At 68.9% G+C, this 14,054-nt stretch carries 13 protein-coding genes and 1 tRNA gene; 4 read left to right on the top strand and 10 right to left on the bottom strand.

Annotated elements, in window-relative coordinates:
- Nucleotides 1-14 precede the first annotated feature (14 nt).
- A complete protein-coding gene (locus N416_RS0112880; RefSeq protein WP_024442521.1) occupies nucleotides 15-977 on the top strand; it encodes a 4-(cytidine 5'-diphospho)-2-C-methyl-D-erythritol kinase in 963 nt (320 codons plus the stop codon).
- 250 nt (nucleotides 978-1,227) lie between these two features.
- A complete protein-coding gene (locus N416_RS0112875; protein ID WP_024442520.1) occupies nucleotides 1,228-2,862 on the top strand; it encodes a fatty acyl-AMP ligase in 1,635 nt (544 codons plus the stop codon).
- Nucleotides 2,863-2,907: 45 nt separating this feature from the next.
- Here the strand turns inward: N416_RS0112875 and pth are convergent, their stop codons facing one another.
- The 10 genes from pth to N416_RS0112825 form a co-directional block, all read right to left on the bottom strand.
- Entirely contained in the window at nucleotides 2,908-3,492 is a 585-nt protein-coding gene (pth, locus tag N416_RS0112870) for an aminoacyl-tRNA hydrolase (RefSeq protein WP_024442519.1), read from the bottom strand.
- A gap of 12 nt (nucleotides 3,493-3,504) precedes the next feature.
- On the bottom strand, nucleotides 3,505-4,143 hold the full coding sequence (locus N416_RS0112865; protein WP_024442518.1) for a 50S ribosomal protein L25/general stress protein Ctc: 639 nt from the start codon (nucleotides 4,141-4,143) through the stop codon (nucleotides 3,505-3,507).
- Nucleotides 4,144-4,281: 138 nt separating this feature from the next.
- Nucleotides 4,282-5,163, bottom strand: a complete 882-nt coding sequence (locus N416_RS0112860) for an oxidoreductase (RefSeq protein WP_024442517.1) — start codon at nucleotides 5,161-5,163, stop codon at nucleotides 4,282-4,284.
- A 27-nt stretch (nucleotides 5,164-5,190) separates the two neighbouring features.
- Entirely contained in the window at nucleotides 5,191-5,457 is a 267-nt protein-coding gene (locus N416_RS0112855) for a hypothetical protein (RefSeq protein ID WP_024442516.1), read from the bottom strand.
- Nucleotides 5,457-5,822, bottom strand: coding sequence for a heme-binding protein (locus N416_RS0112850; protein ID WP_024442515.1), 366 nt, complete (start codon nucleotides 5,820-5,822; stop codon nucleotides 5,457-5,459). The genes N416_RS0112855 and N416_RS0112850 overlap by 1 nt, the downstream gene beginning before the upstream one ends.
- A gap of 57 nt (nucleotides 5,823-5,879) precedes the next feature.
- Nucleotides 5,880-6,536, bottom strand: coding sequence for an LpqN/LpqT family lipoprotein (locus N416_RS0112845; RefSeq protein WP_081654555.1), 657 nt, complete (start codon nucleotides 6,534-6,536; stop codon nucleotides 5,880-5,882).
- Nucleotides 6,533-6,877 (bottom strand): arsenate reductase (glutaredoxin), encoded by a 345-nt coding sequence (gene arsC, locus N416_RS0112840; protein ID WP_024442513.1) that lies wholly within the window; start codon nucleotides 6,875-6,877, stop codon nucleotides 6,533-6,535. The genes N416_RS0112845 and arsC overlap by 4 nt, the downstream gene beginning before the upstream one ends.
- 1 nt (nucleotide 6,878) lies before the next feature.
- Nucleotides 6,879-7,859: a ribose-phosphate diphosphokinase gene (locus N416_RS0112835; protein ID WP_024442512.1), complete on the bottom strand. Its 981-nt coding sequence runs from the start codon at nucleotides 7,857-7,859 to the stop codon at nucleotides 6,879-6,881.
- Between the two features lie 109 nt (nucleotides 7,860-7,968).
- Nucleotides 7,969-9,468 (bottom strand): bifunctional UDP-N-acetylglucosamine diphosphorylase/glucosamine-1-phosphate N-acetyltransferase GlmU, encoded by a 1,500-nt coding sequence (gene glmU / locus N416_RS0112830; protein ID WP_036457892.1) that lies wholly within the window; start codon nucleotides 9,466-9,468, stop codon nucleotides 7,969-7,971.
- A gap of 62 nt (nucleotides 9,469-9,530) precedes the next feature.
- Nucleotides 9,531-9,602: transfer RNA gene (locus tag N416_RS0112825), tRNA-Gln, on the bottom strand.
- Nucleotides 9,603-9,747: 145 nt separating this feature from the next.
- Between N416_RS0112825 and N416_RS0112820 the strand changes: the two genes are divergently transcribed.
- Nucleotides 9,748-10,350, top strand: coding sequence for a TetR/AcrR family transcriptional regulator (locus N416_RS0112820; protein ID WP_024442510.1), 603 nt, complete (start codon nucleotides 9,748-9,750; stop codon nucleotides 10,348-10,350).
- Nucleotides 10,351-10,409: 59 nt separating this feature from the next.
- Nucleotides 10,410-14,054: a transcription-repair coupling factor gene (mfd, locus tag N416_RS0112815; RefSeq protein WP_024442509.1), complete on the top strand. Its 3,645-nt coding sequence runs from the start codon at nucleotides 10,410-10,412 to the stop codon at nucleotides 14,052-14,054.

Raw genomic sequence — 14,054 nt, 5'->3', positions numbered from 1 at the left:
ATAGTCTCATCCACGTGACCGCATCCGACGGCAATACCGCCACCGAGTGGTCCCCGACCGGTTCGGTCACCGTGCGGGCACCGGGCAAGCTCAACCTCTACCTGGCCGTCGGTGACCGTCGCGATGACGGCTACCACGAGCTGACCACCGTCTTCCACGCGGTTTCGCTGGTCGACGAGGTGACCGTCCGCGACGCCGACGTGCTGTCGTTGCGACTCAGCGGCGAGGGCGCCGATGTGCTGCCCACCGATGAGCGCAACCTGGCGTGGCAGGCTGCCGAGCTGATGGCCGAGCACGTGGGCCGGGCTCCGGACGTGGCGATCAGCATCGACAAGTCCATCCCGGTGGCCGGCGGCATGGCCGGCGGCAGCGCCGACGCCGCTGCGGTGCTGGTCGGCATGAACGTGCTGTGGGAACTGGGCGTGCCGCGTCGCGACCTGCACTCACTGGCCGCCAAGCTGGGCAGCGATGTGCCGTTCGCGCTGCACGGCGGGACGGCGCTGGGCACCGGTCGCGGCGAAGAACTGGCCACGGTGCTGACCCGTGAGACCTTCCACTGGGTGCTGGCGTTCGCCGACCGCGGGCTGTCGACGCCGACGGTCTTCAAAGAACTGGACCGGCTGCGCGACACCGGGCGCAAACTGCCGGAACCGGGCGACCCAGAGCCGGTGCTGGCCGCGTTGGCCGCGGGGGACCCGCAGCGGCTGGCCGGCTTGCTCGGCAATGACCTGCAGGCGGCGGCGGTCAGCCTCAATCCGGGCCTGCGCCGCACCTTGCGCGCCGGCGTGGAGGCAGGTGCCCTGGCCGGCGTGGTGTCCGGATCCGGTCCGACGTGTGCGTTCCTGTGCAGCTCAGCGCAGTCGGCGACCGACGTCGCCGTCGAGCTGTCGGCGCTCGGCGCGGGACGGGCGGTGCGGGTGGCCAGCGGTCCGGTCTACGGCGCCCGGGTGGTGCCGTCATCGGTGAGTGGCGCATAACACCGTCACCGATCCGCTAGCAGATTTGCCCGCGGATTAAGAGGAGTTTAAGATGGCCCGCGGTGACAATTTGCGGCCAGGACAACCCTGCCATCCAGACGCTCGCCGCTCTGGTGGGCCGCGCATTACGGTATCGAGATCTAACCGCCACCGAATTGTGCGCGTGTGCCTCTCGCGATGTGGTCAACGGCAGGTGGAACATGAAATCTGAGCCCGTATGGAAAGTACTGGTGCCGGCTAGGAGGCCGTCGTGAGCAGGTTTACCGACAACATGTTCCGTAGTGCCCGGGAGTCGTCCAAGGGCATGGTCACCGGTGAGCCGCACACACCCGTCCGGCACACCTGGGGCGAGGTCCATGAACGCGCCCGGCGCATCGCCGGTGGGCTGGCGGCTGCCGGCGTCGGCCCGGGTGACGCCGTCGGCGTGCTCGCCGGCGCCCCCGTCGAAATCGCTCCCACCGCCCAGGGCGTGTGGATGCGCGCGGCGAGCCTGACCATGCTGCACCAGCCCACCCCGCGCACCGACCTGGCGGTGTGGGCCGAGGACACCATGACCGTCGTCGACATGATCGACGCCAAGGCCGTCATCATCTCCGACCCCTTCATGGCGGCGGCCCCGGTGCTGACCGAGAAGGGCCTGAAGGTCGTCACCGTTGCTGACCTGCTGGCCGCCGAACCGATCGATCCGGAAGAAGCCGGTGAAGACGATCTGGCGCTGATGCAGCTGACCTCCGGCTCGACCGGGTCGCCCAAGGCCGTGCAGATCACCCACCGCAACATCTACTCCAACGCCGAGGCGATGTTCATCAGCGCTGAGTACGACGTCGAGAAGGACGTCATGGTCAGCTGGCTGCCGTGCTTCCACGACATGGGCATGATCGGCTTCCTGACCGTGCCGATGTACTTCGGCGCCGAGCTGGTCAAGATCACCCCGATGGACTTCCTGCGGGACACCCTGCTGTGGGCCAAGCTGATCGACAAGTACAAGGGCACCATGACCGCGGCCCCGAACTTCGCCTACGCGCTGTTCGCCAAGCGGCTGCGCAAGCAAGCCACGCCGGGCCAGTTCGACCTGTCCACGCTGCGGTTCGCGCTCTCGGGTGCCGAGCCGGTGGAGCCGGCCGACGTCGAGGACCTGATCGACGCCGGTAAACCGTTCGGGCTGAACCCGGCCGCCATCCTGCCGGCCTACGGCATGGCCGAAACGGTTCTGGCGGTGTCGTTCTCCAAGTGCGGTGCGGGTCTGGTGGTCGACGAGGTCGACGCCGACCTGCTGGCCGCGCTGCGCCAGGCGGTGCCCGCCACCAAGGGCAACACCCGGCGACTGGCCTCGCTGGGGCCGCTGCTGGAGGGCATCGAGATCCGGATCGTCGACGAGCACGGCAATTCGCTGCCGGCGCGCGGGGTCGGCGTGATCCAGCTGCGCGGCGAGCCGGTGACCCCGGGTTACTTGACCATGGCGGGCTTCCTGCCGGCGCAGGACGAGCACGGCTGGTATGACACCGGCGACCTGGGCTACCAGATGGAGGACGGCCACGTCGTGGTGTGTGGCCGCGTCAAGGACGTCATCATCATGGCGGGCCGCAACATCTATCCGACCGACATTGAGCGGGCCGCGGGCCGCGTCGAGGGCGTGCGCCCGGGCTGTGCGGTCGCAGTGCGCCTGGACGCCGGGCACTCGCGGGAGACGTTCGCGGTCGCGGTGGAATCCAACGCCTGGCAGGACCCGGTCGAGGTACGCCGTATCGAGCACCAGGTCGCCCATGAGGTGGTCACCGAGGTCGATATGCGGCCGCGCAACGTGGTGGTGCTCGGACCGGGCAGCATCCCCAAGACGCCGTCGGGCAAGCTGCGCCGGGCCAACTCCGTCGCCCTGGTCACCTAGGGCGCGGCAGCATCCACCGCGAGTGGGAATCTGGCACTCGGCGCGCTAGGACCAGGCGTGCACCACGTTCTGGGCCGGTTCCAGACCCAGCTCGATCAGCAGCTCGGTGGCGTCGGCGGACTGCTCGCAGATCGTCGGCAGCTCGTCGCGCTCCCGGGCAGTGAATGCCTGCAGTACGAACGCCGCCGGATCTTGGCGGCCGGGCGGCCGGCCGATCCCGAGACGGACCCGCTGAAAGTCCTTGCTGCCCAGCACCGTCGCGATCGAGCGCAGGCCGTTGTGACCGCCCTCGCCGCCGCCCTGCTTGAGCCGGATCCGGCCGAAGTCCAAGTCGAGATCGTCGTGGATCACCACGACGTCGCCGGTAGGCACTGAATAGAACTTGGCCAGTGGCCCCACCTGGCGGCCCGACTCATTCATGTAGCAGCGTGGCCGGGCCAGCACCACCGAGCGCCCACTCAGGCGCCCGGTGGCCACATCGGCACCCGACTTCTTGTGCAGCTTGAACGACGACCCGATCCGCTCGGCGAGCAGGTCGATGACCATGAAGCCGACATTGTGGCGGGTGCGGGCGTAGGTCGGGCCCGGGTTGCCCAGGCCGACCACCAATATCGGTGGTGACTCGGCCACGCGGTGCTCGGCCTACTCGGACTCGTCGGCCGCGCCCTCGGCGGCCTCCGCGCCCGCTTCCGCGCCGGCGGACTCGGCCTCGGCCGGCTCCTCGGCGCTGGGGGCCTCGATCACGTTGACCAGCAGCAGTTCGGGGTCGGAGATCAGGCTCACGCCCTTGGGCAGCTCCAGCGCCCCGGCGGTGACCTGGGTGCCGGCCTCGGCGCCCTCGATGGAGACGGTCAGCTGCTCCGGAATCGACAGCGCCTCGGCCTCGATCTCGACGGCGGTCGCGTCCTGGGTGACCAGGGTGCCGGGAACGGCGTCGCCCTCGAGGACGACGTTGACCTCGACGATGACCTTCTCGCCGCGGCGCACGACCAGCAAGTCGGCGTGCTGGATGGTGCGACGGATCGGGTGGATCTCGAGAGCCTTGGTCAGCGCCAGCTGCTCCTTGCCCTCGATGTCGAGGGTGAGCACGGCGTTGGTGCCGGAGTGGCGCAGCACGGCCGCGAAGTCGTGGGCCGGCAGTTCGAGGTGCTGGGGGTCGCTGCCGTGGCCGTAGAGGACCGCGGGGACGCGGCCGGCCCGACGGGCCCTGCGCGAGGCGCCCTTGCCGGTCTCGGTGCGCACCGAAACGGTCAGCTGGTTGGTGGTCGGGCTCTTGGCCATCTGGACTCCTTGGTTGCTACGGGGTGCATGAGGCACGGCCAGATCGCGACAACCATCTAAGGAGGTCCTCGTCGATAACGGCGGCCCAATGGTGGCCGCCCTCGCCGTGACGCCTGGTCAGGCTAGCGCATCGGCGGCTCAGAGTGGAAATTGAACGCCGGTGAGCTGCGCGGACAGCTCCCACAGCCCGGCGGCCGTGGATCCGCGCTTGGCCAGCAGACTGCGGCCCACCGAACCGCTGCGGCCGACGATGCCGAAGCGCGGACCGATGAAGGTATTGCCGGACAGATCCTGCGACGTGGCGTAGAGCGTTTGGCGCGCCCCGAAGTCGGGGCTGGTGGCCAGCAGACCGTTGCCGAAGGTGCGCATCACCAGGTCACTGATCCGATTTCCGGTCTGGCCCTGCAGGTTGGTGCTCGAATAGCCGGGGTGGGCGGCCAGCGCGCGCACCGGTGAGCCCGCGGCCACGAGCCGGCGTTGCAGTTCGCTGGTGAACAGCAGATTGGCCAGCTTGGCCTGGCCGTAGGCCAGCCACGCCGAATACCGCCGCGACTCCCAGTTCAGGTCCGTGAGGCTGATGTAGCCCATCCGGTGCAGGGCCGAGGACACCGTCACCACCCGGTCGGTGAGCTTGGGCAACAGCAGATTGGTCAGCGCGAAATGCCCCAGATGGTTGGTGCCGATCTGGCTTTCGAAACCGTCGACGGTCTTGGCGTAGGGCACCGCCATGATGCCCGCGTTGTTGATCAGCACATCGACTGACTCGGTCTCCGCGGCGAACCGCCGCACCGAGGACAGGTCCGCCAGATCCAAGGCGCGCACCGTCACCCCACCGGTACGGCCGGACATCCCTGCCGCGGCGGCCTCGCCTTTGGCGGTGTCGCGGACGGCCAGGGTGACGTCGGCGCCGACACGGGCCAATTCGCGTGCGGTCACCGCACCCAAACCGCTGTTGGCTCCGGTGACGATGACGGATCGCCCGGCGAACGACGGCAGATCGGAGGCGGACCAAGAGCTCATGGCTGTCACCCTAGAACGCTAGGGCGCCTAGTTGCAGTTGTTGGCGTGCACCCAGCGGCCGTTGTAGCCCACGCAGGTGTTGACCGGCGGTGGAGGCGGTGGCGGCGGCACGTCTTCGGGCAGCGGTGCGTAGTAGGCCGGGGGTGGAACCGGGTCGGCGCAGCCGCTGACATACACCCGGCGGCCCACACCCACACACCCCGCGGTGGCGGTGCCGGCCGGGGTGAACACCACGACGACCCCCGGCAGGCTGGTCAGGGCCAGCGCCGCGACGACCCAGATCCGGCGGGCCATCACTGGTCCAGCAGCGGGTGCTCGGGCTGGGGCAATCCGCACCGGGCCCGGAAATCGGTCAGGGGCTGGCGCAGCCCGAGTAGGTCGGCGTGGGCTTGCGGGTTGTCGGCGAAGAAGCTGCGGATCGCTTCGGGCACCTCGTCGTCGGGCCGGTCGCGCAGCTCGGTGTAGAACGCGTTGACGTCCGGATGCGCGTAGAGGTAGCCCGACGTCGAGGCGGTGACGCCGGTGACGGCGTTGGCCATGTCGGCGGCGGTGCAGCCGGGTGGGGCGTCAGCCGACGCCATGGGCGCCAGCAGGCCGGTGGCGACCGCGGCCACGCCGAGGCCGGCGAGGTTCAGCGATGACGGGCGAATAAGGGACATGGCGGGACTCCCTTCGACGGGTGCGTCACTTTAACAAGATCCGACGCAGCTAGGGGCTCACTTGGCGGCGACGGTGAAGCCCTTCATGATCGCCTCGACGTCGGTGGCGTTCTTGGCCGCCTCGTCGGCGGGGGCGGTGACCGCCAGCTGTACCAGGTAACGCTGTTCGGTCGGCGCCGAGCCGGTGGCGATCACCATCCGGAACCAGCTGTGCAGACGTTGGCCATCCATGTCGTAGGTGCCCTGCACCATCGATGACGGGAAGCCCTGGTAGTCCTCGTTCGAGGCGTCCAGCAGCCGGAAGTTCGGCGAGAGCTGGGCGTCGACCACACCGTGCCGGATGGCCTCTTTCGAGTCGAAGTTCCCGTTGAGCTTGACCACACTCAAAATCGCCCGGGGGTACTTCTCGCCCTTGCCGAGCGCCAGAGTGGTGGGCGGCAGCAACGAGCTTTCCTTCTTCGTCCAGCCCGGCGGCGTGGGGATCGACACCGTCAGGTCGGTCGGTGCGTTGGGGGCCACCGCCTCCGCGACCACGCCCTGGTCCTCCAGGTAGCGCCCCACGGTGACCGGAGCCTCCGGTTCCGAAGAGGTGGTGGTTGTGGTGCCGTTACCCCAGATCGACTGGTAGTCAGGGCTTTTAGCGCCGCACCCGGATGTGATGCCGGCCAGGGCCGCGCACGCCAGTGCGGCGACCGTCAAGCGCAGCGTGGTCACAGGATCTCGCGGACCGTGTCAATCGGACGAGCCAGCCGGGTGCCGTTACCGGTGACGACGAACGGCCGCTGGATCAGGATCGGGTTGGCGGCCATCGCGTCGAGCAGTTCGTCATCGGTCGCATCGGCCAGGTTCAGCTCGGCATACGCCGCCTCGCCGGTACGCACCGCGTCGCGCACACCGATTCCGGCGGCACGGATCATCTCGGCCAGTTCCGCTCGTGACGGCGGGGTCTTCAGGTACTCCACGACCGTCGGTTCGATACCGTTCTCGCGCAGCAGGTCCAGCGTCTTGCGCGAGGTCGAGCAGCGCGGGTTGTGATAGACCACTGCATCCGTCATATCAGGCGTCCCCATCGAAAAGCCCGGTGACTGAGCCGTTTTCGAACACGGCCCGGATGGTGCTGGCCAGCAGCGGAGCGATCGACAGCACGGTCAACTGCGGGAAGCGCTTGTCCTCGGGGATCGGCAAGGTGTTGGTGACGATCACCTCGCTGGCTCCGCAGGCCGCCAGCCGCTCGGCGGCCGGGTCCGAGAGCACCCCGTGGGTGGCGGCGATGATCACGTTGCTGGCGCCGTCTTCGCGCAGCAGATTGACCGCCCCGGCGATGGTGCCGCCGGTGTCGATCATGTCGTCGGTGATCACACAGGTCTTGCCGGTGACCTCGCCGACCACCCGGTTGGCTTTGACCTGGTTGGGCACCCGCGGATCACGGGTCTTGTGGATGAAGGCCAGCGGCACGCCGCCCAGCGAGTCGGCCCACTTCTCGGCGACCCGCACCCGGCCGGAGTCGGGGGAGACCACCACGACGTCGGAGTTGCCGTAGTTCTCCTTGATGTAGCCGATCAGCAGCGGCTGGGCTCGCATGTGGTCCACCGGGCCGTCGAAGAAGCCCTGGATCTGGTCGGTGTGTAGGTCCACCGTGACGATCCGGTCGGCACCGGCGGTCTTGAGCAGGTCGGCCACCAGGCGAGCCGAGATCGGCTCGCGGCCGCGGTGCTTCTTGTCCTGGCGCGCGTACGGGTAGAACGGCAGGATCGCGGTGATCCGCTTGGCGCTGCCGCGCTTGAGCGCATCGATCATGATCAGTTGTTCCATCAGGTGCTGATTCAGCGGCGCCGGGTGCGACTGCAGCACGAAGGCGTCGCAGCCGCGCACCGATTCGTCGAAGCGCACGAAGATCTCGCCGTTGGCAAAGTCGCGAGCGGTCTGCGCGGTAACCGGTACGTCCAGTTCCTTGGCGACCTGATCAGCCAGCTCCGGGTGCGCACGGCCGGCGAAAAGCATCAGGTTTTTGCGATTGTCTGTCCAGTCGTGGCTCACGCGCTGCCCCCGCCGTAGGAGATTGTGGATTTCGGTCGAGCTAATTCGGGCCTTATGGTACGTAGCCCGGCGTGCGATTTCGCCTCGGGCTGCCTCAACGCGATCAAGCTCACGATGACAGATCGGGTGGAGTCTGGCCGGCTTCTTCGGCGTCAGCCGCCGACGCGGCGGCCGCGGCGGCCTGGCTGCCGGGCCGCTTGCGCTGCACCCAGTTCTCGATGTTGCGTTGCGGGCCGGCCGACACTGCCAGTGCGCCCGGCGGCACATCGTGGCGCACCACGGTCCCGGCGCCGGTGTAGGCGCCGTCGCCGATGGTGACCGGCGCGACGAACATGGTGTCCGAGCCGGTGCGCACGTGCGAGCCGACCTTGGTCCGTCGTTTGGTCTGGCCGTCGTAGTTGACGAACACGCTGGACGCGCCGATGTTGCTGTGGTCGCCGATGTCGGCGTCGCCGACGTAGGTCAGGTGCGGAACCTTCGTCCCGGTGCCGATGGTGGAGTTCTTGGTCTCGACGAACGCGCCTAGCTTGCCGTCGGAACCCAGCACGGTGCCGGGACGCAGGTAGGTGAACGGTCCGACCGCTGCACCGGCGCCGATCGCCGACGAGGTGGCGTGGCTGCGGATCACCGACGCACCGTCGCCCACCGTCACGTCGGTCAAGGTGGTGTCGGGGCCGATAGTGCAGTGCGCTCCGACGGCGGTCCGGCCGAGTAGCTGGGTTCCGGGCGCGACCGTGGTGTCGCGCCCGATGGTCACGTCCACGTCGATCCAGGTGGTGGTGGGATCGATGATGGTGACACCGGCCCGCTGATGGGCGGCCACCAGGCGTCGGTTGAGTTCGCTGGCCAGCGCGGACAGCTGCACCCGGTCGTTGACGCCGGCCACCAGCGCCGCGTCGTCGACGTGACGGGCGTGCACCACCTGGCCGTCGCCGCGGACGATACCGATCACGTCGGTCAGGTACAGCTCGTGCTGGGCATTGTCGGAGCCCAGCCGGCCCAGCGCGGAACGCAACGCGGCGATGTCGAAGGCGTACACCCCGGCATTGACCTCGCGGATCTCCCGTTGTGATTCGGTGGCGTCGGCCTGCTCGACGATCGCGGTCACCTCGCCGTCCTGGGTGTGCAGGATGCGGCCGTAGCCGGTGGGGTCGGCCAGCGTGGTGGTCAACACCGTGACCGCGGCCGGGGCGGTGCGGTGCGTGTCGATCAGCGCCTGCAGGGTGGCGGTGTCCAGCAGCGGGATGTCGCCGGAGGTGACGACGACGGTGCCGGTGAAGTCGTCCGGCAGGGCCGCCAAGCCGCACAGCACCGCGTGCCCGGTGCCCAACTGCTGGTCCTGCAGGGCGATGTCGATGGGAAAGTCCAGGGCCTGCGCCAGTTCGGCGACCGACCCGGTGATGCGCTCGTGCTCGTGGCCCAACACCACCACCAAGTGGCGGGGATCGACGCCGGCGGCGGCCTGCAGGCAGTGCGCCAGCATGCTGCGCCCGCCCAGCTCATGCAGCACTTTGGGGGTGTCGGAGACCATCCGGGTGCCGGCTCCGGCCGCCAAGACGATGACGGCGTCCTGGCTGGCATCCGGGCTCGAGAGTGCGTGATTGTCCATCGACACGCCGCCTAGCCTGTCATTCTGGGCACGCTCGCGGCAAAGGGTGGGACAAATCTGAGCTCCGTCGCCAGGACTCGAACCTGAACTATCTGAACCAAAATCAGAGGTGCTGCCGATTACACCACGACGGATCGGTGCTTCGCAGTGACTTTAGTCCGCCGACGGCGAGGGCCGCCCGCCGCCCGAGTAAGAAGTCGGACAATCCGGTCTGGTCCCACGGACTACCCTGGTCGCGTGGCTGGTCTGGACAAGGACGGCCGGGCGCCTCGAGCCCGGATGACAGGTAGCGAGCGTCGTCACCAACTCATCGACGTCGCCCGCTCGCTGTTCGCCGAACGCGGGTATGAGGGCACCTCCATCGAGGAGATCGCGCAGCGCGCCAACGTGTCCAAGCCCGTGGTCTACGAGCACTTCGGCGGCAAAGAAGGCCTCTACGCGGTGGTGGTGGACCGCGAGATGTCGGCATTGCTGGACGGCATCACCACGTCCTTGACCAAAGCCACCAACAACCAGTCCCGGCTGCGGGTGGAGCGCGTCGCGCTGGCATTGCTGACCTATGTCGACGAGCACACCGACGGATTCCGCATCCTGATCCGGGACTCGCCGGCGTCGATCAGTTCCGGCACCTACTCGACCCTGCTCAACGACGCTATCGGCCAGGTGTCGTCGATTCTGGCCGGCGACTTCGCCAAACGCGGCCTGGACCCCGAGACCGCGCCGCTGTACGCCCAGGCGTTGGTCGGTTCGGTGTCGATGACGGCCCAGTGGTGGCTCGACGTACGCGAACCCAAGAAGGAAGTGGTGGCCGCGCACCTGGTCAACCTGTGTTGGAACGGATTGACTCACCTGGAGTCCGATCCGACCCTGCACGACGAATAAGGCATGTACCGCAACGCAAATCGTCGGCATCCGCCACACCGCCTAGAATTGCCCACATCATGACCGCACCGGGGTACCCGACTGTCCAAAACCCGATTGCGGGGCTCGTAGACCTGGCGTTGACCGCGCCCGCTTTCGCCGAACTCATCGAGCGCGCGGGCGACCCGCCCACCGAACTCGCGCTGGTCGGCCCGGTCGGCGCGCGGCCCTTCACCGCCGCCGCGCTGGCCCGCACCGGCCCGCTGCTGGTGGTCACCGCCACCGGCCACGAGGCCGACGACCTGACCGCGGAGCTGCGCGGGGTGTACGGCGATACGGTGGCGCTGTTCCCGTCCTGGGAGACGCTGCCGCACGAGCGGCTCTCGCCCGGGGTGGATACCGTCGGCGCCCGTCTGCTGCTGCTGCGCCGGCTGGCCCGACCCGACGACGCCCGGCTGGGACCTCCGCTGCGCGTGGTGGTGACCGCGGCCCGGTCCCTGCTGCAGCCGATGACCGGTCAACTGGACGCGATCGAGCCGGTCATGCTGGCCGTCGGTGACGAGATCCCGTTCGAGGCGGTGATCGCCCGGCTGGTCGAGCTGGCCTACACCCGGGTGGACCTGGTCGGCAAGCGCGGTGAGTTCGCGGTCCGCGGCGGCATCCTCGACCTGTTCCCGCCGACCGCCGAACATCCGGTGCGCATCGAGTTCTGGGGTGACGAGGTCACCGAGATCCGGCCGTTCTCGGTGGCCGATCAGCGCTCCATCCCCGAGATCGAGGTCGGCACCGTGGTCGCGGTGGCCTGTCGGGAGCTGCTGCTCACCGACGATGTGCGGGCGCGTGCGGCCGAGCTGGCCCGCGATCAGCCGCACACCGAGAACGCCGTGTTGGGCACCGTCGGCGAGATGCTGTCCAAACTGGCCGAGGGCATCCCGGTCGACGGCATGGAGGCGCTGGGACCGGTGCTGCGGCCCGGCCCGCAGGTGCTGCTGACCGATCAGCTGCGTCCGGGCACCCCGGTGCTGGTCTGCGATCCGGAGAAGATCCGGGCCCGCGCGGCCGACCTGATCAAGACCGGACGGGAATTCCTGGAGGCGTCCTGGTCTGTGGCGGCGATCGGCGGTGAGGCACCGATCGACATCGAACAGCTGGGCGGCTCGGGATTCCGTGAGTTCGCGCAGGTGCGCCAGGTGGCGCTGGACACCGGGCACCCGTGGTGGACGCTGAGCCAGCTGCCCGACCCGGACGCGACCGAACTCGATGTGCGTCCGTCCCCGTCGGCGCGGGGCCGCCAGCGTGACATCGACGAGATCTTCGTCATGTTGCGGGCGCACATCGCGACCGGGGGACGGGCCGCGGTAGTCGCCCCCGGCGTCGGCACCGCCCGGCGGATCGTCGAGCAGCTGGCCGAATCCGAGACCGCGGCAACGCTGTTGGACGCGGGCGCGACGCCGCAGCCCGGAGTGGTCGGGGTTCTGCAGGGTCCGCTGCACGAAGGCCTGGTCATCCCCGGCGCCAACCTGGTGGTGGTGACCGAAGCCGACCTGACCGGCAACCGGGTGAGCGGTCCGGAAGGCAAACGGCTGGCGGCCAAGCGCCGCAACGCCGTGGACCCGCTGGCGCTGACCGCCGGCGACCTGGTGGTGCACGACCAGCACGGCATCGGCAAGTTCGTGGAGATGACCGAGCGCACCGTCGGCGGCGCGCGCCGCGAATACCTGGTGCTGGAATACGCCTCGGGAAAACGCGGCGCCAACGGTACCGACAAGCTCTACGTGCCGATGGACTCCCTCGATCAGCTGTCCCGCTACGTCGGTGGCCAAGCCCCGGCACTGAGCCGCCTGGGCGGCAGCGACTGGAGCCAGACCAAGACCAAGGCCCGCAAGGCCGTCCGAGAGATCGCCGACGAACTCGTCGCGCTCTACGCCAAACGCCAGGCCGCGCCCGGCCACGCGTTCGCCCCGGACACCCCGTGGCAGGCCGAGATGGAAGACGCGTTCGGGTTCACCGAGACCATGGACCAGCTCACCGCCATCAGCGAGGTCAAGGCCGACATGGAAAAGCCGGTGCCGATGGACCGGGTGATCTGCGGCGACGTCGGCTACGGCAAGACCGAGATCGCGGTGCGTGCGGCGTTCAAAGCCGTCCAGGACGGCAAGCAGGTCGCGGTGCTGGTGCCCACCACGCTGCTGGCCGATCAGCACCTGCAGACCTTCAGCACCCGGATGGCCGGATTCCCGGTCACCGTAAAGGGGCTGTCACGGTTCACCGACACCCAAGAGTCCAAGGCGACCATCAACGGCCTGGCCGACGGCTCCGTCGATGTGGTGATCGGCACCCACCGGCTGCTGCAGACCGGGGTGCGCTGGAAAGACCTCGGCCTGGTGATCGTCGACGAGGAACAGCGGTTCGGCGTCGAGCACAAAGAGCACATCAAGGCGCTGCGCACCCACGTCGACGTGCTCACCATGAGCGCCACCCCGATCCCGCGCACCCTGGAGATGAGCCTGGCCGGCATCCGGGAGATGTCGACGATCCTCACCCCGCCCGAAGACCGCTATCCCGTGCTGACCTACGTCGGCGGCCACGACGACAAACAGGTCGCGGCCGCGTTGCGCCGGGAGCTGCTGCGTGACGGCCAGGTGTTCTACGTGCACAACCGGGTCAGCTCGATCGATGCGGCGGCCGCCCGGGTGCGCGGCCTGGTGCCCGAGGCCCGGGTGGTGGTCGCGCACGGCCAGATGCCCGAAGAACTGCTGGAAACCACGGTGCAGGGCTTCTGGAATCGGGAATACGACATCCTTGTGTGCACCACCATCATCGAGACCGGCCTGGACATCTCCAACGCCAACACCCTGATCGTCGAACGTGCCGACACCTTCGGGCTCTCGCAGCTGCACCAGCTGCGCGGCCGGGTGGGACGCAGCCGGGAACGCGGCTACGCCTACTTCCTGTACCCGAAGGAGAGCCCGCTGACCGAGACCGCCCATGACCGGCTGGCCACTATCGCCCAGAACAACGAACTGGGCGCCGGCATGGCGGTGGCGATGAAGGACCTGGAGATCCGCGGCGCCGGCAACGTGCTGGGGGTGGAGCAGTCCGGGCACGTCGCCGGGGTGGGTTTCGACCTGTATGTGCGGCTGGTCGGCGAGGCCGTCGAGGCCTACCGGGCGGCCTTCAACGGCGAGACGATCACCACCGAAGAGGTCAAGGATGTCCGGATCGACCTGCCGGTCGATGCGCATCTGCCGCCGGAGTACATCAACTCCGACCGGTTGCGGCTGGAGGCCTACCGGCGGTTGGCGGCCGCCCCCGGCGACGACGAGATCACCGCGGTGATAGAGGAACTCACCGACCGCTACGGACCGCTGCCCGAGCCGGCCGGCCGGCTGGTGGCGGTGGCCCGGCTGCGGCTGCTGTGCCGCGCCGCCGGGATCACCGAGGTGTCCGCGGCGTCGGCGACCACGCTGCGGCTGGCTCCGATGACGCTGCCGGACTCCGCCCAGTTGCGGCTCAAGCGGATGCATCCGTCGGCGAGTTACCGGGCCACCACCGCAACCGTGCAGGTGCCGATCCCGCGTGCCGGTGGTGCCGGCGCACCCGTCGGTGCGCCCCGTATCCGCGACGTCGAACTCGTCCAGATGGTGGCCGATCTGATCTCGGCCCTGGATGGCAAGCCGCAGGGCCTTATCGACGTCACCGGCGCGGTGCCCGCAGTACGGTAA

It is taken from the genome of Mycobacterium sp. UM_WGJ (assembly GCF_000455125.1).
Taxonomy (GTDB): Bacteria; Actinomycetota; Actinomycetes; order Mycobacteriales; family Mycobacteriaceae; genus Mycobacterium.
Note: the sequence above shows the minus strand (reverse complement) of the source record. Positions and strands in the feature narration are given on the sequence as shown.